At 68.0% G+C, this 26,219-nt stretch carries 21 protein-coding genes, 1 tRNA gene and 1 pseudogene; 8 read left to right on the forward strand and 15 right to left on the reverse strand.

The window, feature by feature from the left end; genetic code table 11:
- Positions 1-99: 99 nt before the first annotated feature.
- The 3 genes and pseudogenes from PQV94_RS16185 to PQV94_RS10365 form a co-directional block, all read left to right on the forward strand.
- Positions 100-216: pseudogene (locus PQV94_RS16185) on the forward strand (DUF4236 domain-containing protein); the annotation flags it as partial.
- A 102-nt stretch (positions 217-318) separates the two neighbouring features.
- A complete protein-coding gene (locus tag PQV94_RS10360) occupies positions 319-1,143 on the forward strand; it encodes a hypothetical protein (RefSeq protein WP_274285764.1) in 825 nt (274 codons plus the stop codon).
- A 154-nt stretch (positions 1,144-1,297) separates the two neighbouring features.
- The gene (locus PQV94_RS10365; RefSeq protein WP_274288265.1) at positions 1,298-2,941 is read left to right on the forward strand and encodes an exonuclease domain-containing protein; all 1,644 of its coding nucleotides are present in this window, start codon (positions 1,298-1,300) and stop codon (positions 2,939-2,941) included.
- On the opposite strand, the gene PQV94_RS10370 is transcribed toward PQV94_RS10365, so the two are convergent.
- Both PQV94_RS10370 and PQV94_RS10375 read right to left on the reverse strand, forming a co-directional pair.
- Entirely contained in the window at positions 2,915-4,690 is a 1,776-nt protein-coding gene (locus PQV94_RS10370) for a DUF2075 domain-containing protein (protein WP_274285765.1), read from the reverse strand. The genes PQV94_RS10365 and PQV94_RS10370 overlap by 27 nt on opposite strands.
- Complete coding sequence (locus PQV94_RS10375) at positions 4,677-4,997, reverse strand: nucleotide pyrophosphohydrolase (protein WP_274285766.1); 321 nt, start codon at positions 4,995-4,997, stop codon at positions 4,677-4,679. Before PQV94_RS10375 ends, PQV94_RS10370 begins: the two co-directional genes overlap by 14 nt.
- A 335-nt stretch (positions 4,998-5,332) precedes the next feature.
- Between PQV94_RS10375 and PQV94_RS10380 the strand changes: the two genes are divergently transcribed.
- A complete protein-coding gene (locus PQV94_RS10380; protein ID WP_274285767.1) occupies positions 5,333-6,124 on the forward strand; it encodes a hypothetical protein in 792 nt (263 codons plus the stop codon).
- Positions 6,125-6,128: 4 nt separating this feature from the next.
- Positions 6,129-9,242: a DEAD/DEAH box helicase gene (locus tag PQV94_RS10385; RefSeq protein WP_274285768.1), complete on the forward strand. Its 3,114-nt coding sequence runs from the start codon at positions 6,129-6,131 to the stop codon at positions 9,240-9,242.
- Between the two features lie 244 nt (positions 9,243-9,486).
- Here PQV94_RS10385 and PQV94_RS10390 read toward each other — a convergent pair.
- From PQV94_RS10390 to PQV94_RS10425, 8 genes are all read right to left on the reverse strand, one after another.
- A tRNA-Leu gene (locus PQV94_RS10390) sits at positions 9,487-9,559 on the reverse strand.
- A gap of 93 nt (positions 9,560-9,652) precedes the next feature.
- Complete coding sequence (locus PQV94_RS10395) at positions 9,653-11,101, reverse strand: NAD(P)/FAD-dependent oxidoreductase (protein WP_274288266.1); 1,449 nt, start codon at positions 11,099-11,101, stop codon at positions 9,653-9,655.
- A 35-nt stretch (positions 11,102-11,136) separates the two neighbouring features.
- Positions 11,137-12,441, reverse strand: a complete 1,305-nt coding sequence (locus PQV94_RS10400) for a S8 family peptidase (protein WP_274285769.1) — start codon at positions 12,439-12,441, stop codon at positions 11,137-11,139.
- Positions 12,438-12,971, reverse strand: a complete 534-nt coding sequence (locus PQV94_RS10405) for a DUF501 domain-containing protein (protein ID WP_274285770.1) — start codon at positions 12,969-12,971, stop codon at positions 12,438-12,440. Before PQV94_RS10405 ends, PQV94_RS10400 begins: the two co-directional genes overlap by 4 nt.
- A gap of 37 nt (positions 12,972-13,008) precedes the next feature.
- Positions 13,009-13,542, reverse strand: coding sequence for an FtsB family cell division protein (locus tag PQV94_RS10410; RefSeq protein ID WP_274285771.1), 534 nt, complete (start codon positions 13,540-13,542; stop codon positions 13,009-13,011).
- 36 nt (positions 13,543-13,578) lie between these two features.
- A complete protein-coding gene (gene eno / locus PQV94_RS10415; RefSeq protein WP_274285772.1) occupies positions 13,579-14,859 on the reverse strand; it encodes a phosphopyruvate hydratase in 1,281 nt (426 codons plus the stop codon).
- Between the two features lie 59 nt (positions 14,860-14,918).
- Complete coding sequence (locus PQV94_RS10420) at positions 14,919-15,635, reverse strand: O-methyltransferase (protein ID WP_274285773.1); 717 nt, start codon at positions 15,633-15,635, stop codon at positions 14,919-14,921.
- A 32-nt stretch (positions 15,636-15,667) separates the two neighbouring features.
- Positions 15,668-16,516, reverse strand: coding sequence for an SGNH/GDSL hydrolase family protein (locus PQV94_RS10425; RefSeq protein WP_337994356.1), 849 nt, complete (start codon positions 16,514-16,516; stop codon positions 15,668-15,670).
- A gap of 95 nt (positions 16,517-16,611) precedes the next feature.
- On the opposite strand from PQV94_RS10425, the gene PQV94_RS10430 reads away from it, so the two are divergent.
- Positions 16,612-17,862 (forward strand): APC family permease, encoded by a 1,251-nt coding sequence (locus tag PQV94_RS10430; protein ID WP_274285774.1) that lies wholly within the window; start codon positions 16,612-16,614, stop codon positions 17,860-17,862.
- Here the strand turns inward: PQV94_RS10430 and hisS are convergent.
- Genes hisS through PQV94_RS10445 form a run of 3 tightly spaced genes read right to left on the reverse strand, consistent with a single transcriptional unit; the run spans position 17,846 to position 20,920 of the window.
- Positions 17,846-19,099 (reverse strand): histidine--tRNA ligase, encoded by a 1,254-nt coding sequence (gene hisS / locus PQV94_RS10435; RefSeq protein WP_274288268.1) that lies wholly within the window; start codon positions 19,097-19,099, stop codon positions 17,846-17,848. The two genes, PQV94_RS10430 and hisS, sit on opposite strands and share 17 nt — an antisense overlap.
- A 34-nt stretch (positions 19,100-19,133) precedes the next feature.
- Positions 19,134-19,781, reverse strand: coding sequence for a MazG family protein (locus PQV94_RS10440; RefSeq protein ID WP_274285775.1), 648 nt, complete (start codon positions 19,779-19,781; stop codon positions 19,134-19,136).
- A complete protein-coding gene (locus PQV94_RS10445; protein ID WP_274285776.1) occupies positions 19,778-20,920 on the reverse strand; it encodes a Na+/H+ antiporter NhaA in 1,143 nt (380 codons plus the stop codon). Before PQV94_RS10445 ends, PQV94_RS10440 begins: the two co-directional genes overlap by 4 nt.
- A gap of 136 nt (positions 20,921-21,056) precedes the next feature.
- On the opposite strand from PQV94_RS10445, the gene PQV94_RS10450 reads away from it, so the two are divergent.
- Positions 21,057-23,726 carry a phosphoenolpyruvate carboxylase gene (locus PQV94_RS10450; protein WP_274285777.1) on the forward strand — a complete coding sequence of 890 codons (2,670 nt, stop codon included), beginning with the start codon at positions 21,057-21,059 and terminating at the stop codon, positions 23,724-23,726.
- Positions 23,727-23,760: 34 nt separating this feature from the next.
- Here PQV94_RS10450 and PQV94_RS10455 read toward each other — a convergent pair whose 3' ends face one another.
- Entirely contained in the window at positions 23,761-24,360 is a 600-nt protein-coding gene (locus PQV94_RS10455; RefSeq protein WP_274285778.1) for a gamma carbonic anhydrase family protein, read from the reverse strand.
- A 117-nt stretch (positions 24,361-24,477) separates the two neighbouring features.
- On the opposite strand from PQV94_RS10455, the gene gdhA reads away from it, so the two are divergent.
- On the forward strand, positions 24,478-25,836 hold the full coding sequence (gdhA, locus tag PQV94_RS10460) for an NADP-specific glutamate dehydrogenase (protein ID WP_274285779.1): 1,359 nt from the start codon (positions 24,478-24,480) through the stop codon (positions 25,834-25,836).
- Positions 25,837-25,849: 13 nt separating this feature from the next.
- Here gdhA and PQV94_RS10465 read toward each other — a convergent pair whose 3' ends face one another.
- Positions 25,850-26,218: an SdpI family protein gene (locus PQV94_RS10465; RefSeq protein ID WP_274285780.1), complete on the reverse strand. Its 369-nt coding sequence runs from the start codon at positions 26,216-26,218 to the stop codon at positions 25,850-25,852.
- Position 26,219 lies beyond the last annotated feature (1 nt).

The raw sequence follows: 26,219 nt of genomic DNA on the forward strand, positions 1-26,219 counted from the left end.
CCACGGTCAGTGAGCCGGTGCGGCGATCGCGTGTGCCACTAGTGTCAACAGAAAGCGTGGGGACGCGTAAACAAACTGGGGGTGAGCGTGGGCTTCTACGTGCGCACGAGCGTCAAAGCCGGACCGTTCCGATTCAACATGAGTCGGAGCGGGGTGGGCGTTTCGGTCGGAGTTCCTGGATTCCGAGTAGGAACGGGCCCGCGAGGGAACTACATACGCACCGGCCAGCACGGCGTTTTCTACGGGTCGACCCCAAGATCGTCGTCTGTTCACGCGACACCGACCTATCCCCTCGCACAACCGTCGAACGACGTGGTGATGGAGGACGTCACCGGTGCAACGGTGTCGGAGATCATTCCGTCGGGTCGCGACGATGTTGTCGAGCAACTCAACGCAGCGGGCAGTGCGTTCCGCTGGGGTTGGCTCACTTTGATTGTGGCCCTCATTCTGGGTGCGGCAACGCTTCCGTGGGGTCTGATCGTCTGGCTGGCGGCCGCGCCTCTTTGTATCTGGTTGTTCCTCCGTGACGCGGCCAAGCGCAAGGTTGTGTTGTTCTACGACCTGAACGACCTCTCCGCCGCCTGGTACAACAGCATCGTCGATCGTTGGTCGTGGTTCACCGAGTCTCAGAGGTTGTGGCGCACCGTGTCGTCGGGCGCTGTCACCACGTTGAATCAGCACAAGCGCAACGCTGGCGCAAGCGCACTCATAAGACGCATCCCAGCCCTTGCTGGGCTCAGCGGCCCGCCGCACCTTGCGTCGAACATCGCCGTTCCGGGCTTCACCGCAGGCAAAGACGGTATCTACTTCCTGCCTGACCGCATTCTCCTGCGCGACGGCAAGCGGTACACCGATATCTCCTATCGGCAGGCGCAGTTGATGGGGGTTCAGACCCGATTCATCGAAGACGAAGCGGTGCCCCGCGACTCGCTCGTTGTGGGGGAAACGTGGCGCTACGTGAATAAGAACGGCGGCCCGGATCGGCGGTTCTCGAACAACAGGAAGCTTCCTATCGTTCGTTACAGCGAATTGAGGGTCACTAGCGTCCACGGGGTCGACTGGCGCTTGCAGTGTTCGCGGGCAGATGCAGCACCGGCGGTCACAGCGACGCTGGATTCTGCGCCTCTCGCTGAGCTCGCCTAACGTCAGGCACGGCTCCACGTACGTCGACAGCCTGGAACACTCCTCATCGCGTCATCGTGTCCTGAGGTCCGGCAGGATGTGTATGCGCCCGGATTAGTTCCGGGATTCCGTTGGGGCGGAAGTTGCACGAGTGAATGGATCAAGCCACATGGGGATGTTCGACCGACTCTTCCGCAGACGCACGCCAGCACCATCGGTGGCCACGTCTCCCCCGCCGCCACCCGCATCGGTGAGGGTCGCTCCTCACTTCGCGATTCTCGATGTAGAGACAACGGGGTTATCGCCGCACCAGAGTCGAATCGTCGAGATCGCTGTCGTGCGGATCGACGGCGCCGGACAGATCCTAGATGAGTGGTCGACTCGGCTTAACCCAGAGGGGCCTGTGGGGGCCACTCACATCCACGGCATCACTGAGGCTGACGTGGCAACAGCTCCGCTGTTCCGCGACATCGCAGCCTACTTGACTTCATACATCGCGGGTATGCCGATTGCGGCGCACAACGCTGCATTCGACCTTGGATTCCTCGGAGCGGAGTTCCAACGGGCAGGCTGGGACGTGCCGCGGCTTCCTTCCTTCTGCACTCTCAACGGCAGCCGCGAGTATCTGCCGCACCTGGATCGCCGTCGGCTGGCAGATTGCTGCTGGGCAGCAGGCGTTCAACTCGAGAACGCGCACTCAGCTCTCGGCGACGCGCGTGCCACGGCGCAGCTCCTTGGGTTCTACCTCAACCACGCGGGACGACGTCAGCACCAGACTCTGAGTGCGCTCCGTGACGAAGCCCAAGCGTTCAGGTGGCCGGCCGGGCCGTCGCGCGCACCTGAGACCTGGTCCGCGCCCGCATCTGTACGAACGCGGAGCGGGTCGCGGCGAGTGACACCGCCTCGCCCGAAGCAGCCGCCGCTGCTCCGGCAACTCACCGATGTCAGCTTGCTCGAGGCGGTTGAGGAGGGTGCGCCGGACGGCACGCTCGCGTACCTCGAGATGCTTCTCGAAGCTCTCGAAGACGGCGCGATTGATGATCAAGAGGCCGCTGACCTCGGCGAGTTGATCCGCTTCTACGAACTCGACGACACCGACCTCCACGCTGCCCATCGCGCGTTGGTTCTCGCTGTCGCGCACAAGGCCGTCGACGACGGCGTCGTCTCTCGAGACGAACGCGAAGAGTTGCACGTGCTTTGCGATGTGCTGGATGTGCCACGCAGCACGGTCGTCGAGCTGATCGCGCACGCCGAAGCAGCACGAGCCTCACGGATGAGCGCGGGTCTTCGGCCGCTTCCCTCAAATTGGAGCTACGGCGAGCCCCTCCGCGTCGGCGACAAGGTCGCGTTCACCGGTTGTGATGACCGCCAGCGCGAGCGCCTCGAACGGCGCGCGTCCGATCTTGGAGTGCGCGTCATGGGCAACGTGTCCCGGTTGACCGCGATGCTCGTTACGGACGGGACGATGGATGGCACGAAGCTCGCGAAGGCCAGCGAAGTCGGAACCCGCATCGTTCATCCCGATACCTTCGAGGTTCTGCTCACGCACCTCCAGCCAGCCGCTCTCCCGCAACAGACGGCGCCTGCGGTAGCGCCTCCGTCGCACACTGACGTCGCGACTGGCGACGCTGCTGCGACGACGGAAGACAGCGCACCCCTCGCGGTAGCCACGACGGGTGCGCAAGCGACAACCACAGCGTCACCGAGCGTTGTGCGCGCGTGGGCACTCACCAACGGGCACGCGGTGGGTGTGCGCGGACGTATCTCAGCTGAGGTTTGGAGCGCTTACGCTTCAGCTTCCGCTCTTCAGGAGCACTGACGCCGAAGGGATGAGGGCGCGGAGATGCTCTCGAAGGGGCTCATCGCACACGTACACGTACGTACCGCGGATGCCGCGCGTCAGTAGCACGGCGTAGATGTTCTTGACGTACCGCTCGATCTCCGCATCGGTGTAGACGATCCCGCGTTTGTGGTTGTTCTGGAGACCTTTCTTGTCGCGGTACTCGGAACGGTCGAAGCGAATCCGGCCGGTCTCAGCATCGAAGCGCAGGTCGCGTCCGATGATGACTCCGGCGTAGTTCAGGTCGTAGCCCTGCACAGTGTGGATGGAGCCCACTTCGTCGAGCGCATCCGGTGACGTGATCCAGTCCTTATCCGCGGAGTTCCACCGCCACCTGTGACCGTCGATGCGAATGTCGAACGGACGCTCGCGCAGCGGGATCTGCTTCATCCCCTTCTTCTTAGGATCCGACTCCCAATTCCAGGCATACCCCGCGACGAGCCGAGCCAAGCCCTGCTCCCGATCGCGCTGACGAACCAACCGCTCCATCGCCCCGATGTCGTCGAAGAGCAAGAACTCGTAGTCGCCCAGATCGGGGCGCTCCGGCACGCGGTCGCCGAGAACGTCACGGATGTACCGGACGTAGTCCGTCCCCGCTTTGACGCGCATTTGCGTCTTGAGCGGGAAGAAGTGGTGGCTCACTTTCGCTTCGCCGATCACCTCGCCCACAACCTCAGGGGGAAGGTCCGCCGGGCGCACACTCTGAGCCGCATCCATGAGCAAGATCGTGTGCTTACTCTGCGCGCGAATCCAGTCGAGCTGCGTGTACTCGAGGGAGTCCTCGCTGAAGAGTCGTGTGTTGATGTCGGCGAACAACTTGTTCAGCACCCCGGACGATTGGCTGGCGCGTTGATTAAGGCGGTGCGCTTCGTCCACGACGAGCACGTCGAACTTCTGCGTTGCGTTGCCGACATCCCACGCTGTCAGAACCATCTCGGGCTTCAAGCCAGGCGCCCGCCCGAAGACCCTCGCAATGGAGGCTCGGAGCGATTGCTGCGGTACCACCATGCCGACTCTGAGATCGGCGAGAAGCTCCGGGTAGCCCTGCGCGAAGAAGTCGGAGATCGGTCCGCCCTGTTCTGCGTCGTCGACGCCGCGGGATGCCTGGATGTCGCGCAGAGTCTTGATGAGCGAGATCCCGACCACTGTCTTTCCCGTCCCGGGGTCGCCTGCGACGACAGATGTCGTTGACCGACCGTCCTCGATGTCTTCGAAGAGCGCCTGCAGGATGTCGACGATCGCGCGCTCTTGATCAGGAACGAGCGCCTTGAACGGAGAGAGCTTGAAGAAGTCGCTGTTCTCGATGTCTCGGAGCGAGTGACGAAACAGACCCCGAGCCCGGAGTTCCTCGAAGATCTCACGGAACCGCAGTTGAAACGAAGGACGGCCCGCATAGTCGGCGTTGCGGTGACCGTCGTTCGCGTTGATCACCGTGTACGCACCGTCGGAGTAGAACCACTGGATCAAGAGCGATTCGAGGTCGTAGCAGGCTGATCGGTGGAACGAGTCGTCAAGCAGGATGCGCGCGACCTCAAGGTGTTGCTTCTTCGGATCCCGCTTGTGCTGGCTCATCCGGAGCAGCGCGTTGCCCGTCTCCCCGACGTAGACGTCGTTCTTGTCGTTGATCGCGTACACCGCGGGCCAGTTGCTCAGCTTGCCGCTCGGGTCCGGGTAGTCACGGAGAGCAAGCGAGTCGAACGGAAGCTCTTCGATCTCAAAGCTGGTCATACTTGGCGCTTCTGCCTCGCGACGTCTCGACCGGGTACTTTGCCCGAGTGATCTCGAGCTTCTCGAGGACGATCTCGTCGGGATCCGCCCCCAAGCGATCCGCGAGTTGGTAGCAGTAGGTCAGAACGTCGGCCAGCTCCATCCGGACGCGCTGCGGGTCGAACTCCGGCGACCATTGGAACTCTTCGAGGAGTTCGGCAGCTTCGATCACGATCGACTTCGCGAGGTTCTCCGGCGAGTGAAACTGTCCCCAGTCGCGCTCCTCAACGAACGCACGTAGCGCACCCTTGGCATCCTCATCCGTCACGCGCTCAGCCTAGCGAGCACTCGCCGCGTCGATTTGAGACGCATCAAGGCCAGACACAACGTGTGCCTGAGAGGCTCATCTCGAAGAAACGACCGCGGCTTCACGAACGGCTCTCGGCTGCTCCTCGCTCAGCGCACGACCAGGGAACGCCACAGAGCGTTCCACGACTCCGCCGAGCGGACGAGAACAGCGAGGCGACGGTGCACTGGCCCACCGAGCATCATAAGCCGCTCGCGCTGCGCAATGCCCGAGTACCTAGGGGCCCCGATCCGACATGGCCAGGACAGGGGGGATCGCTCTATGCGGAGCGGCCAAACTGTCGCCACAATGAAACAATGGGTCGACTTTTACGCCATCGCAAGTTGAAGCCGCGTCATGGGGGCTATCGCGGACGCGCATGGGAGCCGCGCGACCTCGACGCGCTCGCTACGGCCGTCGCAGATCTTGCCCTTGGGCAATGGTTGCACGTTGAAGAGTTGCTTCGATCCGAGGAACCGTGGCGGGTTTCAGGCGCTGACTACGCGATTGACGGAGCCATTAGCCTGCTGACTGTTCCCGCTGGCAAAGACCCGTGGCATCGCGATGGCTGGGTTTTCCAGTTGGTATCGTGGCTTGCCGCGGTCGAGGAGAACGACGGTCCCGCCCGAATCCCACAAATGGATCAGGCTTCGAAGGGATTCGACGGACTACAGATTGCAGTCAACAGTAGATCAGGGCAGCCCAAGCGGATCGTCGTGTTTGAGGATAAAGCGACAAATTCACCGCGAGACACCGTGCGTGATGACGTGTGGAAATCATTCGCTGAACTGGAAACCGGGTCCCGAAATCCCGCCCTCGCCGCGGAGGTTGGATACCTCCTGTCTCGGATTCCCTTAACCGATCCTCGAAAGACAATCGACCATTTGATGCGCAAGCAGTCTGGTCGCGCCTACCGAGTCTCGATAACCACGAAAGCGCACCACGCCCGCGCAGAGAGATTCAACGGCCTGTTCGATGGATTCGAGGAAACCGTCCCAGGCAAACGGAGGCGCCGTCGCGCAAACGTTCTCGAAATCGCAGACCTGAGGCCTTGGATGGACGACCTGTGCGATCGTGCGATCGCAGTCTTGGAGGGCCAACGTGTTTGATAGCGTGACTGCCGCGATCATTGCTGCGGCGCCGCGCTTATCAAACGTGGACGCTGAACGGCTGCCCACGGCGATCACCGACGCATATCTGAAGGTCACCATGGCAAGATCACTCGTTCGGAATGATCTAGTCGCCAATGACGAGGTCTTTGGCGAGCTCCGCTCGATCGGCGCCGCCCAGGAAGCGATTGCGCTCAATCAGGAGCCCGGAGATGTGCGCGCGTCCGCCGCGTATGTCGCCGCTTCCGCGTACAGAATCCTCGCCGACGCCGACGCGGGGCGACCTAACGACGATCGCCATCTGACACCGGGCACCGTCGGGCCACGCATCGCATCTATGATGCTCTACCTCGTGGCCGACGCGCCGGCCGACGCTTCCGAGGTTGCTGACGGGATCGACGGAGTCGAACAGGAGCAATTCTCTGACCTTGTGGCTTCACTGAAACGCCTGGGGAAGGGTGAGATCAATGGTGCGGAAAGCTCAGAAGAACCTTTCCAACTTGATCTGGACGCCGATCCGTTAACGATCGGCGCTGTCATCGGCTATCGCAAGTGCGCGCGCTCGCTCGCAGATCTGGTGCGGCTCCTCCGAACCCCAGACCCCGCGGCCGATCCGCTGGCCGGACAATTCGCCTCGATCGCAACAGCGATGTCAATGAGTGTGGACTTCAACATCGGAGACCGCGCCCATGTGTCATCAAACCTGATCGCTGGCCCCTGGCATCTGGCGCGGCTTCTTGAGATGGCGAGCCCAGTATTGGTCGCTGCGTCCACCGCGTCACTGCCTGCACCGAGCGGCATCTCTGCAGAGGACTGGCAGCGCGTTACGGCTCGGACAGCGCGACTTAGACCGCTGCTCTGGCGTAATCATCGCCAGGCTCTAGACGCTGGACTTCTTGAGCCCGGAGTCTCAGCAGTCCTGGCGTTCCCCACAGGCGCCGGGAAGTCAACGATGTCGGAACTTAAGGTCGGAGCAACAATTCTCCGCGGGCTAAACGTCATTTGCCTTGCGCCAACCCTCTCGTTGATTGACCAACTCGCACGATCATTCAAATTGGCGGTCCCGGGTGCACGAGTGCTAGCTCAACGCGACGCGGACGAAGAGATCGAATCCGCATCAGATGGTGTCCCTGAGATATTCGTCATGACTCCCGAGAGCTGCCTAGCAGCCCTCGGAACAGATCAGACTCGGTTTGGGGAAGTCGGCCTCGTCCTGTTCGACGAGGCACACCTCATGCATGTCGAAGGCGATGCACCTAACCGGCGCGCACTAGATGCCTCGCTTTGTTTTCTCACGCTCGTCTCTCGCTTCGGTGACGCAGATCTGATGCTTGTCTCCGCGATGTTCGCAAACTCTCAGGAACTCGCAGACTGGCTCAAATTCGTTACGGGGCGTCCTGCTATAGCGTTGGATACCCCTTGGAAGCCAACGAGACAGGCGAGGGGTGCTCTCGTCTATCCGTTACATGAGGTTGAGCGGCTGCGGAAACTTCGAGACGAAATGTACCGAACCTCGACGACCGACGGGCCCCCGGCCGCGCTCAAGCAGCAGTTGCTTGCACAGCCACACGGATTCTTCAGTCTTAAGTCGACCTGGGAGTCGACCCAGACCAGGGACTACCGACTAATGCCGCTGCTCGAGTCTCAAGTGACGCTCGGCGTCAGCGGATCGCGAACGCGGGATCGCGCCTGGCGATTGACTGCTAACGCAAACCGCGTAGCTGCAAGGCTCGCTCAAGCCGCTGCTGATGGAGGTCTGAAGACTCTCGTCTTCACCCACCAAGTCGGCTGGACGAGTTCAATTGCTCGCCTCGTCACCACAGCACAGCCGAATACTACGCCGCTGCTGAGATCTGAGCAGCGACTGCTAGCACGAAGCGTGGAGCTACTTGGCGCGGAATCTGCACTCTACCTGAAACTCGAGGACGGGGCAGTTGTGGGCAGCGCGATCCCGCATCACGGCTTACTGCTGCCGGACGAGCGGCGTCTTCACGAGCTACTCTTCCGTCGCCCGGACGGGGTACCCGTTCTAGTGGCTACCTCCACCGTCACACAGGGCATGAACTTTCCGAGTGAGTTCGTAATCATCGCCGGGGACCGCCGCTTCGACGCCAGCGCGAACGGGCGAATCCGCCTTGAAGCTCATGAGCTATTGAACGCTGCCGGTCGCGCGGGCCGAGCGGGCTCCCACGCCAACGCACTAGTGCTCGCAATCCCCAGCGAGATAGTGGATTACGACGGCGCCACTCGGATCGGCTCCGGCTGGGCTGCGCTTAGAACTGCATTCTCACAAAGCGATCAATGTGTAACCGTGCGTGACCCCATCGGCGCATTGCTCGATGCAATGGAGGAAGAGACTGAGCCGCCGTTGCTACGTTACCTTGGGCGGCGAGTCGACAGCGTGACCGATCCAGTGATTGGTCCTGGAATGCTACGCCAGAGTTTCGCGGCGTTCTCGGCGAAGACCGCCGGTAAGCCCGATTGGATCGAGCGGCGCCTGGAGCAGCTGTCCGGCCTCTTTGCTGACGACAGTGTGGAGGACTGGCTTCGCCAGTGTGCCCTCGTTTCCGGGCTTCCGCTCGACGACGTTAGCTATCTAGCAGACCAGCTCAGCACACAAACCACGACCGAGTGGGATCACATTGGCTGGTCGGAATGGATGCTCGACCTCCTCCGTGATCGGCCATCGATGGTCGTTGAGGTACTCCGAGTCGGTAGCCGCGCCGCGATGTCAGGCGCACCGGACGATCTTGGAGAGTGGGACACCGACAACCTGATAGACCATGTTCGGGCCTGCCTTGCGCCATGGATGCGAGGGGCGAACCTCACTCAGATCCAGGAGGTCGGCATAAGCCGCGGATTGGCTCGGGGCGACCAGCATCTAGAGTTTGCAAGAAAGTTTGTCCTCCGGGTCGTCCCGGATCTCGCCTACCTGTTCACTCTGCCATCACTCGTTCGCTCCGAACAGGCGAAGCTTGGACTAGCCGAGCCACTGCCTGACGATCACCCATTGACGACGCTGTCAAGGTGCGTAGAGTTGGGCGTCGACTCCGCTGAGAAGGTACACGTCCTTGAGCTGGCGCCACGAACGACCCGGGCTCAAGTGCACGGATCCTGAGCTCAGGATTGCGTGAGGACCGAGCGATGATCTGCCCGGCAGGTGTGGAAGATACCCACACTGAACATTGGCGGCGCCTGCATGGACACAGAGCCCGGTCAGCGAAATGCCCAACGAGCAAGTCGCTATACCTCGGCTGGCAAGCGATCACCATCGTCGTGAGTTTTACCTGTCGAGCTTCCCTCAGGCCCTTCGTCTGGTGAAACTCAAGCGCCAACGAGGTCTGGTTCACCACGACCACTCGTGCCCCCACTGGGACTCGAACCCAGACTGAAGCGATTTTAAGTCGCCTGCCTCTGCCATTGGGCTATGGGGGCCCGCCTCCACGCTAGCGCGCCGCCGGGCGCCGACCGCGCATGACAATGCCCCCGTCACCGAAGCGACGGGGGCATCATCCAAGCCGGAGAGGGTCAGCCCTTGGCGGCGACCTTCTTGTCCTTCTCGGCGGGAGCCACGGCGGCGGCGCCCTCATCCTTCGCGACGCTCTTCGGGTCGATCGCAGGGGTGGCGGGCTTCTCGGCCGGAGCCTCGGCAGCCGCCGGACGCGGACGGGCGGCGAACGCCTCGAACGTCTCGCGCGGGTTCTGAACCGTGATGAGCGTGACGTTGTCACGGCCCAGGAAGAAGTTGTGCAGCCAGTCACCGATCACACGCCACTTGCGCTCCCACGACGGCATCGCCAGGCCGTGGTAGCCACGGTGCGCGAGCCAGGCGAAGAAGCCCTTCATCGCGAACTTGCCCGACTGGAACACACCGTTGTACAGCCCCAGGCCCGCGACGGCGCCGAGGTTCTTGTGCACGTACTCGCGCGGCAGCTCGCCACGGATCACGGCGGTGATGTTCTTGGCCATGAGCTTGGCCTGTCGCACGGCGTGCTGCGCGTTCGGCACGCAGTAGCCGCCCACGCCGCCACCCGACAGGTCGGGAACGGCCGCGACGTCACCGGCGGCCCAGGCGCCCTCGACGATCTCTTCCGGCGTACCCACGCGGAGGTCGGCGCGCGCACGGATGCGACCGCGCTCTTCGACGGGAAGGTCTCCCCCGCGCACGACGGTGGGGTTGGCCATGACACCGGCGGTCCACACGATCAGGTCGGTGGGGATGACCTCACCGGTCGAGAGCTCGACGTTGCCGTCGACGGCGCCCTTGACCTGCGTGTCGAGGTGCACGAACGCACCGCGCTCGGCGAGGCTCTTCAGCACCCACTCGCTCGTCTTCTGCGACACCTCGGGCATGATGCGCCCCATCGCCTCGATGAGGTGGAAGTGCGTGTCGTCGAACGTCAGCGTCGGGTAGTCCTTGACGAGCGACGACGCCAGGGCACGCAGCTCGGCGAACACCTCGATCCCCGCGAAGCCACCACCGACGACGACGACGCTCAGCAGGCGGTCGCGCTCGGGGCCGGCCGGCAGGTTCGACGCCAGCTCAAAGTTCTTGATCAGGCGGTCGCGGATCGCGACGGCCTCCTCGATCGTCTTCAGACCGATCGCGTTCTCGGCGATGCCCGGAATCGGGAACGTGCGCGAGACGGCGCCGGCGGTCACGACGATCTGGTCGTACTCCTCCTGCCACGGCTCACCCATCTCGGGCGTGATCGTGGCGACCTTGTTCGCGTGGTCGATGCCGGTCACCTTCGCGGCCACGACGCGCGTGGTCTTCAGGTGACGACGGTGACCCACCACCGCGTGCCGCGGCTCGATCTCGCCGGCGGCGACCTCGGGCAGGAACGGCTGGTACGTCATGTAGGGAAGCGGGTCGACCATGGTGACCTCGGCTTCGCCCTTGCGCAGATGCTTCTCAAGCTTCCAGGCGGTGTAGAAGCCGGCGTAGCCGCCGCCGACAATGAGGATCCTGGGCACGGTGCTGGTCACGGTGGAACGAACTCCTAGACGATTCAACGGCTGCGCGCGCGTTCGGCACGCGCCAATCGGATGCGTCGGACAGCAGCACTGACGCCGAGCGCTATCAGTATAGCGGCCACAGAGAACACCAGCAGCGGAATCGACCCGTACAGCAGCGTATCCATGCTAGGCAGCAGCGGAGACGTGGGCCGCGACGCCGCCTCGGCCGGCGGCAGCGGCGGCACCGACACCTCCCCCACCGTCGGCAACGGCGCCGGAGACTCCTGCGCGCGACGGTGCACGCGGATCCACTCCGACAGATCCCCCATCGGGTTCGCCGACACCTGCGGAACGGATGCGGACACCGCCGCCGCCGCATCCACCAGCCCGTATCCGTACTGGTCGTCCGGCAGCGAACCCACCCCGGCGGGCGCCTTCGCGGTCGCGATGAGCCGCTCGATCACGTTCGCCGCATCCAGTTCCGGATGCGCGGCCCGCACGAGCGCGGCAATGCCCGCCACGATCGGCGCCGCACCGCTCGTGCCCTTCCACACGACCACCTGACCGTCGGCCGAAACCCCGAGCAGCTGCTCGCTGGGAGCCGAGACACCGAGCGTGATGCCCTGCGTCGACGCCTCCACGCTCGCCTTGCCCTGCGGGTCCACACCCGCGACCGGCAGCACACCCGGAATCGTCGCCGGCGCGCCCACGCGCGCCGTGCCCGAACCGCGGTTGCCCGCCGCGACGATCACGACCACGTCGTGATCGAACGCGTACTGGAACGCGTCATCCCAGCTCGGATCCCAGTCGAGGGTGTTCGTCGTGAACGACAGGTTGATGACCTTCGCGCCGTTGTCGACCGACCAGCGCATCGCGTTCGCGATCTGCTCCGAGAACGGCACCGGCGAACTCGTGCCGAACCCGACCGACACCGACAGCAGCGATGCCTCCGGCGCCACCCCGATCATGCCCGTCTCGTTCGGCAGTCCGCGGGATGCGGCGAGCGATGCCACCCAGCTGCCGTGGTTCGCGTCGACCGCGCCCACGGGCGTGCGACCGTCGGCTGTGCCGAGACCCGACACATCCGTGCCGCCGACGACCGCGCCGTCGAACTCGGGCGCCTTGCCGATGCCCGTGTCGATGATCGCGATCTTCACGCCCTTGCCGCGCGTGGTCTCCCACGCCTTGCGGATGCCGTACGCGTCGAGCCAGTACTCCTGCGCGCGCATCGGGTCGACGCCCGGGCTTTCCTGCGGCACCGGCGCGGGCGTCGTCTGCGCGTAGGCAGCGGGCGCGACACCCGCCGTCAGCGCGACGAGAACCAGCGCGGCGGCGACCCGCAGGGCGAGCGCTCTCACCCCGGGGTGCCCTCGGCGAGCGCCGCACCGGGGTCGGCGCACACGCAGCGAGTCGGCGACCAGGTGCTGCGCGCGAGCGCGGCGTCGCCGATCGGGTTGACTCCGGGGCCCGCGGCCAGGGCGTGACCGGCGAGGGCGTGCAGGCACTTCACGCGGGTGGGCATGCCGCCGGCGGAGATGCCCGCGATCTCGGGAACCTCGCCGAAGCTCTCGCGGTCGGCCAGGTACGCCTCGTGCGCCGCCTGATACGCGGCGGCCGTGTCTTCGTCCTCCAGCATGGCCGCGAACTCGGGCATCACGTGCTCGGCCTCGAGCGTCGACATCGCCGCGGTCGCGGCGGGATGCGTGAGGTAGTAGAAGGTGGGGAACGGCGTGCCGTCGGCCAGTCGCGGTGCGGTGGCGACCACGGTCGGATTGCCGCACACGCAGCGCGCGGCGATCCCGACGACATCACGCGCCGGGCGCCCCAGCTGGGAGCGGAGCACCGCGAGCTCGGCGTCGGTGACCGGGGGGAAAGGCGCGGAACTCACCCTCCCAGGCTACCGTGAGCCGCCTGGGAGCCCGGGTTCAGGGCGCGGGGGTGGCGGGCGTCCCACCGTCCGCGGGAGCCGTGGGGTCGGCGACCGCGGTCTTCGCGGCACCGGCGGTTACCACCGAGCCCACCAGCTGCGCCATCCAGTCAGTGCGCGTCTGCTGCACCTGGTCGCTCACCGCATCCTGCTCACGCGGCTGCTGCGCCTCGGTCAGGTCGTTGTCGACGATGTAGGCGATCTCGCCCGGGTTCATGTAGTACAGCCGCTCACGGGCCTGCGTCGTGATGTACGCCGGGTCGTCCCAGCGCTCGCTCTGCGCCTGCAGGTCGGCGATCTGGGACTCCGTCAGCTGCACCGAGTTCTTGAGCGCGGCGATCCGCTGCTGCTGGTCGAGGTAGGTGCCCACGGTCGGCACCAGCACGAGCACGCCCAGCACGACCAGTCCCAGCATGATGATCATGAAGCCGGAGAGGCGGATGCCGCCGAGCCAGTCGCGCACGTCGACACGGCGGCGGGGCGCATCCGAGGAACGCCGGGAACGAGAAGGAGGAGCCGTTCGTGCTGCCACGGCTCCTCCTCTCGTTCAGTGACGATTAGTCGTCACTCAGCCCTTGAAGCGCGGGAACGCGGCGCGGCCGGCGAACACAGCCGCCTCGCCCAGTTCCTCTTCGATGCGCAGAAGCTGATTGTACTTCGCGACGCGCTCGCTCCGAGCGGGCGCACCGGTCTTGATCTGACCCGCGTTGGTCGCGACAGCGAGGTCGGCGATCGTGGTGTCCTCGGTCTCGCCCGAGCGGTGCGACCACATCGAGCGGTAGCCGTTGCGGGTCGCGAGGCTGACCGCATCCAGCGTCTCGGTGAGCGAGCCGATCTGGTTGAACTTCACCAGGAGCGCGTTGGCGACACCGAGGTCGATGCCCTGCTGCAGGCGCTTCGGGTTGGTGACGAACAGGTCGTCGCCGACGAGCTGCACCTTGGTGCCGATGGCGTCGGTGAGGGCCTTCCAGTTGTCCCAGTCGTCCTCGGCGAGGGCGTCCTCGATCGTGACGATCGGGTAGTTGGCCACGAGGTCGGCGAAGTAGTCGACGAGCTGACCGGGCGTCCACGGCTTGCCCTCGACGGTGTACACGCCGTCCTTGTAGAACTCGGTCGCGGCGACGTCGAGGCCCACGGCGATGTCGGAGCCGGGCGTGAAGCCCGCCTTCTCGATGGCCTTGAGCAGGAAGTCGAGGCCCTCGCGGTTGCTGGGGAGGTCAGGGGCGAAGCCGCCCTCGTCGCCCAGGCCCGTGTTGTAGCCGGCCGCCTTCAGCTCGCCCTTGAGGACGTGGTACACCTCGGTGCCCCAGCGCAGCGACTCGGCGTAGGTCTCGGCGCCGATGGGCGCGAGGAAGAACTCCTGGAAGTCGATGCCGTTGTCGGCGTGCTCGCCACCGTTGATGACGTTGAACAGCGGAACGGGCAGCAGGTGCGCGTTCGGGCCGCCGAGGTAGCGGAACAGGGGCAGGTCGGCCGAGTCGGCGGCGGCCTTGGCGACCGCGAGGCTGACGCCGAGGATCGCGTTCGCGCCGGTGCGCGACTTGTTCTCGGTGCCGTCGGTCTCGATGAGGATCTGGTCGATGACGCGCTGCTCGCTCGCCTCGACACCCTCGATCGCCGGGCCGAGCTCGTCGATGACGGCGTTGACGGCCTTCAGCACGCCCTTGCCGCCGTAGCGGCTCTTGTCGCCGTCGCGCAGTTCGTACGCCTCGAACGCGCCGGTGGATGCGCCGGAGGGCACTGCCGCACGCTGCACGACACCGTCATCGAGGAGCACCTCCACTTCGACGGTCGGGTTACCGCGCGAGTCGAGGATTTCGCGCGCGCCTACAGCCTCGATAAGTGCCACAGTGGGACTCCTTGAGTTTGGGGGTGTGATCTCGGAGCGACATCGGTCCGCTTCCGAGTCTAGTGACGCGCGGGCTCGGCCCCACCGGAAGAATCCCCCGGATGCGTGATGAGCGCCACCGCGAAGCCGTCCCAGCCCTTCGCGTCGAGCGTCTGCACGGCCGTCGCGTCGAACCGGTCGTCGTCCGCCAGCATCGCCAGCGAGCGCCGCACGCCCTCCACCTGGCTCTCGTGGTTCTCCGGATCGACGATGCGCCCGGCGCGCACGACGTTGTCGACGACCACGACGGTCCCCTCGCGACCGAGACGCGCAGCCCAGTCGAGGTAGATCGTGTTGGATTCCTTGTCAGCGTCGATGAACACGAGATCGAACGGCCCCTCCAGCTGCGGGAGCACCTCCGCCGCCCTCCCCTGCCGGATCTCGACGCGCGCGCCCACGCCCGCGTCGTCGATGCTCCGCCGAGCGACTGCGGCGTTGCGAGGCTCTGCCTCGATCGTCGTCACCCGACCTTCCTCCCCCACGGCGCGGGCGAGCCAGATTGTGGAGTAACCGCCGAGGGTGCCGATCTCGAGTACCCGGCGCGCGCCGATCATCCGCGCCAGCAGGTGCAGCAGCTTGCCGGTCAGCGGCACGACCTCGATGGCGGGCAGGCCCGCCGCATCCTGCGCCGCCCGCGCATGCTCCAAGGCCGAGTCCTTCTCGACCAACGTCTCGGTCAGGTACGCGTCGACGGACCGCCAGCCGTCCGGCGTCGGTGCCGGGTTCGTGTCGCTCATGCGGCCAGCGAATCGGCCGTTCGGATGCGGGGTCAACCCCTGCCGGCGAGCGCGTCCCGCGTGTCAGGAGCCTGGTGGCCGGTCGGCAACCGCACGTCCTCGCCCAGGGCCGCGAGCACCGACGGCAGCAGTGCGTCGGCGGTGCGGCGATAGCCGACGGCGCTCGGATGGAACCGATCGAGGCTGAACATCTCGTCGGGGTTCGAGATGAAGAACGGGCCCACGACGTGCCGCAATGACACAGCCCAAGCGCCCGCTGCTGTCGCGGCGCGCGCCTGGGCCTGGGCGAGCTGGCGCGACAGCCGCGAGCCGAGCGAGCGCAGCGGCTGCGGCACCGGTCGTAGTGCGCCGAGGTCCGGGCAGGTGCCGACGACGACCTCCGTGCCGAGCTGTCGCAGCCGCTCGATCGCCTCCTCCAGCGACGCCACGGAGCGGGAGATCGGGATGCGGTGCGTCACGTCATTGCCGCCGACCACGATCACGGCCACGTCCGCGCGGTAGTCGTCGGGCAGGGCGTCGAGCTGGCCGGCGAGCGCGGCGGACTCGGAGCCGACCACGGCCGCGGTGCGCAGACGCACGGGACGCTGCGTGCGGCGGGCGAGCGCGCGGGACAGACGCGCGCCGAGAGTGTCCTTGCGCCGCTCGGCACCGAGTCCCGCGGCGATCGAGTCCCCCAGCACGAGCAGCTCGATCGGGGTGCCGTCGTAGCCGGGACGCCACACGCGGTCGGCCTCCGGCGCCTGCTCGCCAAGCGGCTTGCCGATCTGCCGGCGGGCGTGCGCGGCCTGGCGCCGCAGCACTTCTCGGGCGGCGGCGAGCGCGAACGCGATCACGCCGGCGAACGCTGCGACCGTGCGCGCGGGGAATCGGATGCGGGCCACGCACCCATCCGAACCCCTCGCGGTGAACGGGTCGTGACGGCTGGGTGACCGATCGGCGCCCCGGCGGTTCACACCGCTGCAGTAGGGTGCCCGACGTGACCGGCCCCACCCTCCAGCGACGCCTCGGACTCGGCGACGCCGTGGCGATCGGACTGGGCTCGATGATCGGCGCCGGAGTGTTCGCCGTCTTCGCCCCCGCCGCGCAGGCCGCCGGCGCGGGACTCCTCGTCGGGCTCGCGATCGCGGCCGTCGTGGCTTTCGCGAACGCGACCTCCACGGCGCAGCTCGCGGCCGCATATCCTGTCGCCGGCGGCGCGTGGGCCTACGGTCGCGCCGAGCTCGGCCCGTGGGCGGGGTTCGTGGCGGGCTGGGGGTTCGTGATCGGCAAGCTCGCGAGCTGCGCCGCCATGGCGATGACGTTCGCCGCCTACGCGGCCCCGGCTGGTTTCGAGCGGCCCGTGGCCGTCGCGGCAGTCGCGGCGCTCACGATCGTGAACCTGCTCGGCGTCACCCGCACGGCCCGGCTCACCCGCATCCTGGTCGCGATCGTGCTGCTGTGCCTCGCCGTCGTCGTGGCCGCCGGTGCCACGTCGCTGCCGACCGGCGCCGGCTGGACAGGCGGCGAGGTCAGCCCGTACGGAGTGCTGCAGTCGGCGGGGCTCATCTTCTTCGCCTTCGCCGGCTACGCCCGCATCGCGACGATGGGCGAGGAGGTGCGCGATCCCGCCCGCACGATCCCCCGCGCGATCCTCGGCACCTTCGCCGGCGCACTGTCGGTGTACGCGGTCCTCGCCGTGCTGTGCCTGCTCGCGCTCGGCCCCGAACGGCTGGCGGCCGCATCCGCACCCCTCGCGGAACTCGTCTCGGCCGCGGGCTGGGAATGGGCGCAGCCGGTCGTGCGCGTGGGTGCGGCCGCCGCATCCCTCGGCGCACTCCTCGCCCTCATCGCCGGCATCGGGCGCACCTCGTTCGCGATGTCGCGCGGCGGAGACCTGCCGGGCTTCTTCGCCGCCGTGCACCCGTCGCGGCACACGCCCTACCGCGCCGAGATCGCCGTCGGGGCGATCGTCATGATCGCCGTCGCCCTCGTCGATCTGCGCGGCGCGATCGGGTTCTCCTCACTCGGCGTGCTCGTCTACTACCTCGTCGCCAACCTCGCCGCGCTGCGACAGGATGCGGCCCACCGCCGCTTCCCGCGCGCGCTCGCCGCCCTCGGGGCCGCGGGCTGCGCGGTGCTCGCGGTGACGCTGCCGTGGCAGGCCGCGATCGCCGGAGCCGGCGTGCTCGCCGTCGGCGTGGTGCTGCGGCTCGTGTTCGGCCGCCGCAGCGCTACGCGAGCGGCTTGAGCTCGAGCTCCGACGGGTCGTCGCCCGCGGCGACGGTCGCGAACGCCGTGTAGCCGTCGGCGGCCGCGCGCTCCAGCAGCGCCTTCAGGTTCTTCGTGCGCTGCTCGAGCCGCACGCGCGACCCCGCCGTCACGAGCGCGGACTTGACGCGCACGAGCTCGGCGACCGGCACGTCGCGGTCGTGCACGAGCACGACGGCGTCGAGTCCCGCATCCTCCCCCGCCGAGACGAGGTCGACGATGCGCTCGAAGCCGATCGAGAAGCCGACGGCCGGCACGTCCTGACCGAGGAACCGGCCGATCATGCCGTCGTAGCGTCCGCCGCCGCCCAGCGAGTAGGGCACGGACGGGTGAGCCAGCTCGAAGATCGTGCCCGTGTAGTAGCCCATGCCGCGCACGAGGAACGGGTCGAACACGAGCGGCACCTCGTCGAGCCCGACCGCGGCGCTCACGGCCTCGCCGATGCCGACCAGGTGCGCGACGACCTCGTCGGTGATGCCGTCGGGCAGCTGCGCACGGATGTGCGCTTCGCCGAAGGTCGTCTCCTCCGCCGTGGGGCGGGCGAGGTACGCCGCGAACGCGTCGACGGCGGATGCGGTCGCCCCGCGCTCGCGCAGCTCCGCCTCCACGCCGGCGGGTCCGATCTTGTCGAGCTTGTCGATCGTGATGAGCACGCCCGCACGCTCGGACGCCTCGAAGCCGAAGACCTCCAGCATCCCGTCGAGGGCGCGGCGGTCGTTGATGCGCACGCTCGCGCCGACGAGGCCGAGCGCGTCGAGGGTGTCGAGGGTCGCGACGATGAGCTCCGCCTCGGCGCGCGCTCCGGCGTCGCCGATGATGTCGATGTCGCACTGCACGAACTGGCGGTAGCGCCCCTTCTGCGGGCGTTCCGCGCGCCACACCGGCGCGATCTGCACGGAGCGGAAGACGCCCGGAAGCTCGGCGCGGTGCGAGGCGTAGAACCGCGCCAGCGGCACGGTGAGATCGAACCGCAGACCCAGGTCGCTGAGCGCGGCCGGGTCCTCCGCCGCCGCGGCGATCGCCTCGGGAGAGAGCGCGCGCTTGAGCACATTGAACGCGAGCTTCTCGTTGTCACCGCCCATGCCGGCGTGCAGGCGGTCGTAGTCCTCCATGACCGGCGTCTCGATCTCGTCGAAGCCGTGCGCGCGGTAGCGGTCGCGGATGACGGCGAGCACGCGCTCGCGGCGGGCCTTGTCGGCGGGTAGGAAGTCGCGCATGCCGCGCGGGGGGTTCACTGCTGGCACCAGACCATCATCCCAAACCGGCCTCGGCCCGACGCACACCCTCCTCCAACGCGCGCGTGCGCGTGCGCAGCGCCCGCTCCGCATCCCAGCCCTCGGCCCTCGCGCGCGCCACGAGCGCGAGCAGGGCGTCGCCCAGCTGCTCTTCCGAGGTGATCTCGAGCGGACGCGCCGGGATGGCGGCGCCGGGCGCGCGCCCGACGACCTTCTGCGCACGGGCGAGCGCCGGCATCGCCGCGGGGATCCCGTCGAGCACGCTCCGGCGCTCGCGCTTCTCCGCCGCCTTGGCCGCATTCCAGTGCACGAGCACCTCTTCGGGCGTCGTCGCCGTCTCGCCCGCGAACACGTGCGGATGCCGGCGCACCATCTTGTCGGCGAGATCGCCGGCGACATCGTCGATGTCGAAGGGGTCGTGCGGATGCCGCGAGGCGATCTCGGCGTGGAACAGCACCTGCCACAAGAGGTCGCCGAGCTCTTCGCGCAGTTCCGCACGGTCGCCGTTCTCGACCGCGTCGATGACCTCGGCGCTCTCCTCCACGAGATAGGGCACGAGGGCGGCGTGGTCGATCTGCTGCGACCAGACGCATCTCTCGCGCACCTCGTGCATCACCTCGGCAGCCCGCCGGAGTCCGTCGGAGGCCGCATCCGCGTCGTTCATACCCTGCGCTCCTCGCGTCGGTAGTGCCGTGCCCGCCATGCTACGAGCACCGCGGCGACCACGAGCGAGACCAACGACCCACCGAGCACGCCCAGGGTCGCCTCGTCGCGCAGCAGGCCGTCGCCCGCGAAGGCGAGCTCCGACAGCAGCAGCGAGACGGTGAACCCGATGCCGCCGAGCGCGCCCGCCGCGAGCAGGTCGGCGAGCCGCAGGCGGCCGTCGGGTTCTTCGAGACGCTGCGCGAGCCACCCGAAGACGGTGATGCCGAGGATCTTGCCCACCGGAAGCGCGATCAGCACGCTCCAGAACACCGGCTGCAGCTCGTCGAGTCCGACAGACGGGATCGCGACGGATGCGGCCGACAGCGCGAACAGCGGCAGCACCAGCCCGTTCACCCACGGGTCGAGCGCGTGACGCACACGTGCCGCGGGGCGCGGAGCCATCGCGAGTCCCAGGGCGACGCCCGCGATCGTGGCGTGGACGCCGGAGAGGTAGACGAGCACCCAGACGAGGATGCCGAGCAGCACCAGCAGGATGCCGAGCGGCACGCGATTGCGCTCGGTGAGCCGTCGACTCAGCAGCGCGAACAGCACGACGCCCACGAGGGCGGCGAGCAGGAGGAACACGTCGACGCCGTCGGTGAAGAGCACGGCGATGAACACGATGCCGACGATGTCGTCGAGGATCGCCAGCGCGAGCAGGAACGCCCGCACGCCGGTCGGCAGCCCGCGGCCGAAGACGGCGAGCACGCCGAGGGCGAAGGCGATGTCGGTGGCGGTGGGGATCGGCCAGCCCGCAGCGGACGAGGTGCCCAGCGAGAACGCGAGGAAGATCGCGATCGGCACCAGCACACCGCCCGCCGCGGCGATCGCCGGCTGCACGGCACGGCGGGGCGAGCTCAGCTGCCCGGCCGTCAGCTCGTGCCACAGCTCGATGGCCGCGACGAAGAAGAAGATCGCGAGCAGGCCGTCCTGGATCCAGTGACCGACCGAGAGGGAGAACACCCCTGGAATGCCGACATAGGCATCCTTCACCGCGGCGACGCCGGGAGCTGCCGGCGAGTTCGCCAGCACGAGGCCGAGAGCGGCCGCGATCAGCAGCACGACGGCGGGAAAACGTTCGGAACGAAGCAGGCGCATACGCCCTCCAGGGTGGGGGAAACAGTGTCCGTCGCCAGGCGACGAGGCGACCAGACTTCCCGCCACTCCGGAGTCCATCGTAACCAGACGCCGCGCGTGTCATTTGTGGTCTCCGGCTCCCAGTACCGTTGTTCCCATGCTCGAACCCACCCCCACCGAGGCCATTCGCGTCGTCGGACGCCACGAGGCAGGGCAGGAGATCCCCGACCAGATGCGCGCGGATGTGCGCGTGCTGGGCTCGCTGCTGGGACAGGTGCTGCAGGAGAGCGGTTCGGCGGGTCTGTACGAAGACGTCGAGCGCCTCCGCGTGGCGACCATCCAGGCCTACACCGACCCGAGCGACGAGGCCTTCGAGCGCGCCGCCGAGATCGCCGACTCGTTCACGATCGAGCGCGCCGACGAGGTCGCCCGCGCCTTCACCGTCTACTTCCACCTCGTGAACCTCGCCGAGGAGCACCAGCGCGTGCGCGTGCTGCGCGAGCGCGACGGCCAGCCCGAGCCCGAGGGCCGCACCGACTCGATCCGCTCGGCCCTGCGCCAGCTGGCGTCCGAGGTCGGCGACGACGTGGCACTCGAGCGCCTGCAGTCGCTGCGGTTCCACCCCGTCTTCACCGCCCACCCGACCGAGGCCCGCCGCCGCGCGATCTCGACCGGCATCCGGCGTCTGTCCGAACTGCTCGACGAGTACGACTCCCTCACCCCGGGCGGCGTCGACCAGCGCCGCGCCCGCCGGCGGATGCTGGAGGAGATCGACACGCTCTGGCGCACCGCCCCGCTGCGCGCGGAGAAGCCCTCGCCCACCGACGAGGTGCGCGCCATCATGGCCGTCTTCGACGACACCCTCTTCACGACGGTTCCCCGCGTCTACCGCCGCGTCGACGACGCGCTCGGCGAGGGTGCCGGCAGCCGTCCCCCGCTCGTGCGGCCCTTCGTGCGGGTGGGCACCTGGGTCGGCGGCGACCGCGACGGCAACCCGTTCGTCACCGCGAAGGTCACGCGCAAGGCGGCCGGCATCGCGAGCGAGCACGTGCTGCTCGGGCTCGAGCGCACCGCGCTGCGGATCGGCCGCACGCTGACCCTCGACGCCGCATCCACCCCTCCGAGCGACGCACTGATCGCGCTCTGGAATCGCCTCCGCAGCGCCGACGAGGAGGCGGCGGCCGAGATCGCGAAGCGCTCCCCCAACGAGCCGCACCGCCGCATCCTGCTCATGGTCGCGCGCCGCATCGCCGCGACCCGCACCCGCAATGCCGACCTCGCCTACCGCGACCCCGAGCACCTGCTCGCGGACCTGCGCACCGTGCAGCAGTCGCTCGCGGATGCGGGCGCCGCCCGCCAGGCCTACGGCGCGCTGCAGCAGCTGGTGTGGCAGGTCGAGACCTACGGCTTCCACCTCGCCGAGCTCGAGGTGCGCCAGCACTCCGCCGTGCACAAGAAGGTGCTCGCGGAGCTTGAGGCCGGCGGCGAGCGCAGCGAGCTGACCGAGGAGGTGCTCGAGGTCTTCCGCGCGATCGCGTACATCCAGGAACGCTTCGGTCCGCGCGCCGCGGGCCGCTATATCGTCTCGTTCACGCAGTCCGCCGAAGACCTCGCCAACGTGCACCGCCTCGCGCGCTACGCCGTGGGTCCGGACGGCGCGGCGCCCGTGCTCGACGTGATCCCCCTGTTCGAGACGTTCGCCGACCTGCAGGCCGCTCCCGGCATCCTGGCCGAGATCGCCGAGCACCCCGAGTTCGCCGCGCGGCTGGAGGCCACCGGCCGCCGCCTGGAAGTCATGCTCGGCTACTCCGACTCCTCGAAGGATGTCGGACCGGTCGCGGCGAACCTCGCCCTCTACGAGGCGCAGGCCGAGATCGCGGCGTGGGCACAGGCGAACAACATCGAGCTCACGCTCTTCCACGGCCGCGGCGGCGCCCTCGGCCGCGGCGGCGGGCCCGCCAACAGCGCCATCCTCGCGCAGCCGCCGCACTCGGTCGACGGCCGCTTCAAGCTCACCGAGCAGGGCGAGGTCATCTTCGCCCGCTACGGCGACCCGCAGATCGCCATGCGCCACATCGACCAGGTGGCCGCAGCCATCCTCATGGCCTCGGCGCCGTCGAACGAGGCACGCAACCGCCGCGGTGCCGAGATGTTCGCCGAGATCGCCCAGGTGCTCGAGGACTCCTCGCGCGAGCGGTTCTACTCCCTCGTGAAGGCTCCCGGCTTCGCGCCGTGGTTCGCGACCGTCACCCCCATGGAGGAGGTGGGACTCCTCGCCCTCGGCTCGCGTCCCGCCCGCCGCGGCCTGTCGGTCGAGTCGCTCGAAGACCTGCGCGCCATCCCGTGGGTGTTCGCGTGGTCGCAGGCGCGCATCAACCTCGCGGGCTGGTTCGGCCTCGGCACGGCGCTGGAGACCGTCGGCGATGAGCAGCTGCTGCGCACCGCCTACGCGGAATGGCCGCTGTTCCGCGCGATGATCGACAACGTCGCCATGAGCCTCGCGAAGGCCGACGACCGTATCGCCCGCGAGTACCTCAGCCTCGGCGACCGCGACGACCTCGCCCAGCTGGTCATGGAGGAGATGTCGCTCACCCGCGACTGGGTCGTGCGCATCGTCGGCGGCGACGCCCCGCTCGCCAACAAGGCCGTGCTGCAGCGCGCCGTGAAGCTGCGCAGCCCCTACGTCGACGCCCTGTCGCTCCTGCAGCTGCGCGCCCTTCGCGCCCTCCGCGACGCCCCGGCCGACGCTCCCGCCGACACCGCCAACCAGCGCCTGCTGCTGCTGTCGGTCTCCGGCGTCGCGGCCGGCCTGCAGAACACCGGCTGACCCGCATCCGGCGTCTTTCGGCCGTCGCCTCGACTCAGTCGAGGAGGCGGTCGTCGTCGTGGCGCGCGAGGCTGCGGCCGTAGCGCTCCGTGAGCTGCACCATGAGGTCGGGGGTGTCGCGGTCGAGGCCGAACACGTACCCCGGGAAGTCCAGCTCCTGCTGGCGCGCCCAGATCTCGTCGTGCTTGTCGGGCGAGACGACGATCGCGGGATCCCCCACCGCGACCCAGCCGATCGGCACGACCGAGCCCTCGACGAGATGGGTGCGCAGGTGCACCGTGGCGCCGATGCGCACCTCGGTGCGGCGATCGATGCGCGCCCCGTTGAACACCCGCGCGCCCGTCGCGATGAAGACCTCTTCGGCGATCGTCGCCCCGGCGATACTCGCGGTGGGACCGATCAGGGTGTGGTCGCCGATGTGCACCGGGTTCGCGGCCGTCGCGCGCACGAGCGCGTTCTCCATGACGATGACGTGCTCGCCGAGCGTCACTGGACCGCCCTCCGAGGTGAGGATCGCGCCGTGCAGGATGCGGCATCCCGCCCCGACGGTGACGTCGCCGCTGAGCACGGCCGTGGGTGCGACGCTGGCCGACGGATGGACCGACGGCGCGGCGCCGAGGTGCTCGTAGCGCATGCCGTCACCCTAGGGCAGCGCGCGTCAGGGCGACAGGTCCGGCGCCGCTAGGGTGGGAGCGTCCGCATCCATTTGGGACGTCGCGCCGCGCGCGATACCCGGCCAGAGAGAACCACGTTGACCGAGACCTTCGCCGCGCTGCCCGAAGCCGTGCGCCCCACCTTCGCCACCGTCCTCGCCCGCAACCCCCACGAGCCCGAGTTCCAGCAGGCCGTGCACGAGGTGCTCGACTCGGTGGCTCCCGTCATCGAGCGCCACCCCGCGTTCGCCGAGCTCGGCATCCTCGAGCGCATCGTGGAGCCCGAGCGACAGATCATGTTCCGCGTGCCGTGGGTCGACGACGCCGGCACCGTTCGGGTCAACCGCGGCTTCCGCATCCAGTTCTCCTCCGTGCTCGGCCCGTACAAGGGCGGCCTGCGCTTCCACCCCACCGTGAACGCGTCGATCGTGAAGTTCCTCGGCTTCGAGCAGATCTTCAAGAACGCGCTCACCGGGCAGGGCATCGGCGGCGCCAAGGGCGGCAGCGACTTCGACCCGCACGGGCGCTCGGATGCCGAGATCATGCGCTTCTGCCAGTCGTTCATGAACGAGCTGTACCGGCACCTCGGCGAGCACACCGACGTGCCCGCCGGCGACATCGGCGTGGGCGCGCGCGAGATCGGCTACCTCTTCGGCCAGTACCGCCGCATCACCAACCGGCACGAGTCCGGCATGTTCACCGGCAAGGGCGTGCAGTGGGGCGGCGCCGAGGTGCGCACCGAGGCCACCGGCTACGGCGCCGTGTTCTTCGCCGAGGCGATGCTCGGCGTCGCCGGCGAGAGCCTCGAGGGGCGACGCGTGAGCGTCTCCGGCTCGGGCAACGTCGCCGTGTACGCCATCGCCAAGGCGCAGCAGCTCGGCGCGGTGCCGGTGACCGCATCCGACTCCAGCGGCTACGTCGTCGACGACGCCGGAATCGACCTGGGCCTGCTGCGGCAGGTGAAGGAGATCGAGCGCGCCAGGATCGCCGAGTACGCCGCACGCCGGCCGAGCGCTCGCTTCGTGCCGGACGCGCGGCCGTGGGAGGTTCCCGTCGATGTCGCGTTCCCCTGCGCGACGCAGAACGAGCTCGACGAGACGGATGCCGGCACGCTCATCGCGAACGGCGTGCGTGCGGTCGTCGAGGGGGCGAACATGCCCTCCACCCCCGGTGCCATCGCCGCATTCCGAGGCGCCGGTGTGCTCTTCGCGCCCGGAAAGGCGGCCAACGCGGGCGGCGTCGCCACCTCCGCGCTGGAGATGAGCCAGAACGCCTCGCGCCAGCGCTGGACCTTCGCCGACAGCGAGGCCAAGCTGCGCCAGATCATGCGCGACGTGCACGACGCCGCGTTCGACGCGGCCGAGCGCTACGGACGCCCCGGCGACTACGTCGTGGGCGCCAACAGCGCGGGCTTCGAGCGCGTCGCCCACGCCATGGCGGCGCAGGGCGTCATCTGACGCGGGACGAGCCTCAGGCGTCGGGCGCGCGTGTGGCCGCCGCCGCGCGGCTGCCCACGACCGCGCCGTAGAGCACGAAGCCCAGCATCGCGGCGCATCCGGCCAGCACGATCGCCGCGAGTCCGGCGGAGGGCACCGGCAGCAGCGCGCCCAGGCCCGCGATGACTCCCGCGATCCCTCCCCAGATCGTCGCCTGCTTCGCGCGGATGTGGGCGGCGAGCCAGGCCTCGTCGCTCGCCATGGTGACGGAGGTGCGGATACCCGCGATCGCATTGCGCTTCAGACGACCGGATGCGGCGGCCCGCGCCATCCAGATCATGAGGCAGCCTGAGCCGACCATCACGACGGCGAGCAGGATGCGGATGAAAAGGTCGTTGTCCATG

The sequence above is a fragment of the Microbacterium sp. Clip185 genome, from assembly GCF_028743715.1.
GTDB lineage: Bacteria > Actinomycetota > Actinomycetes > Actinomycetales > Microbacteriaceae > Microbacterium.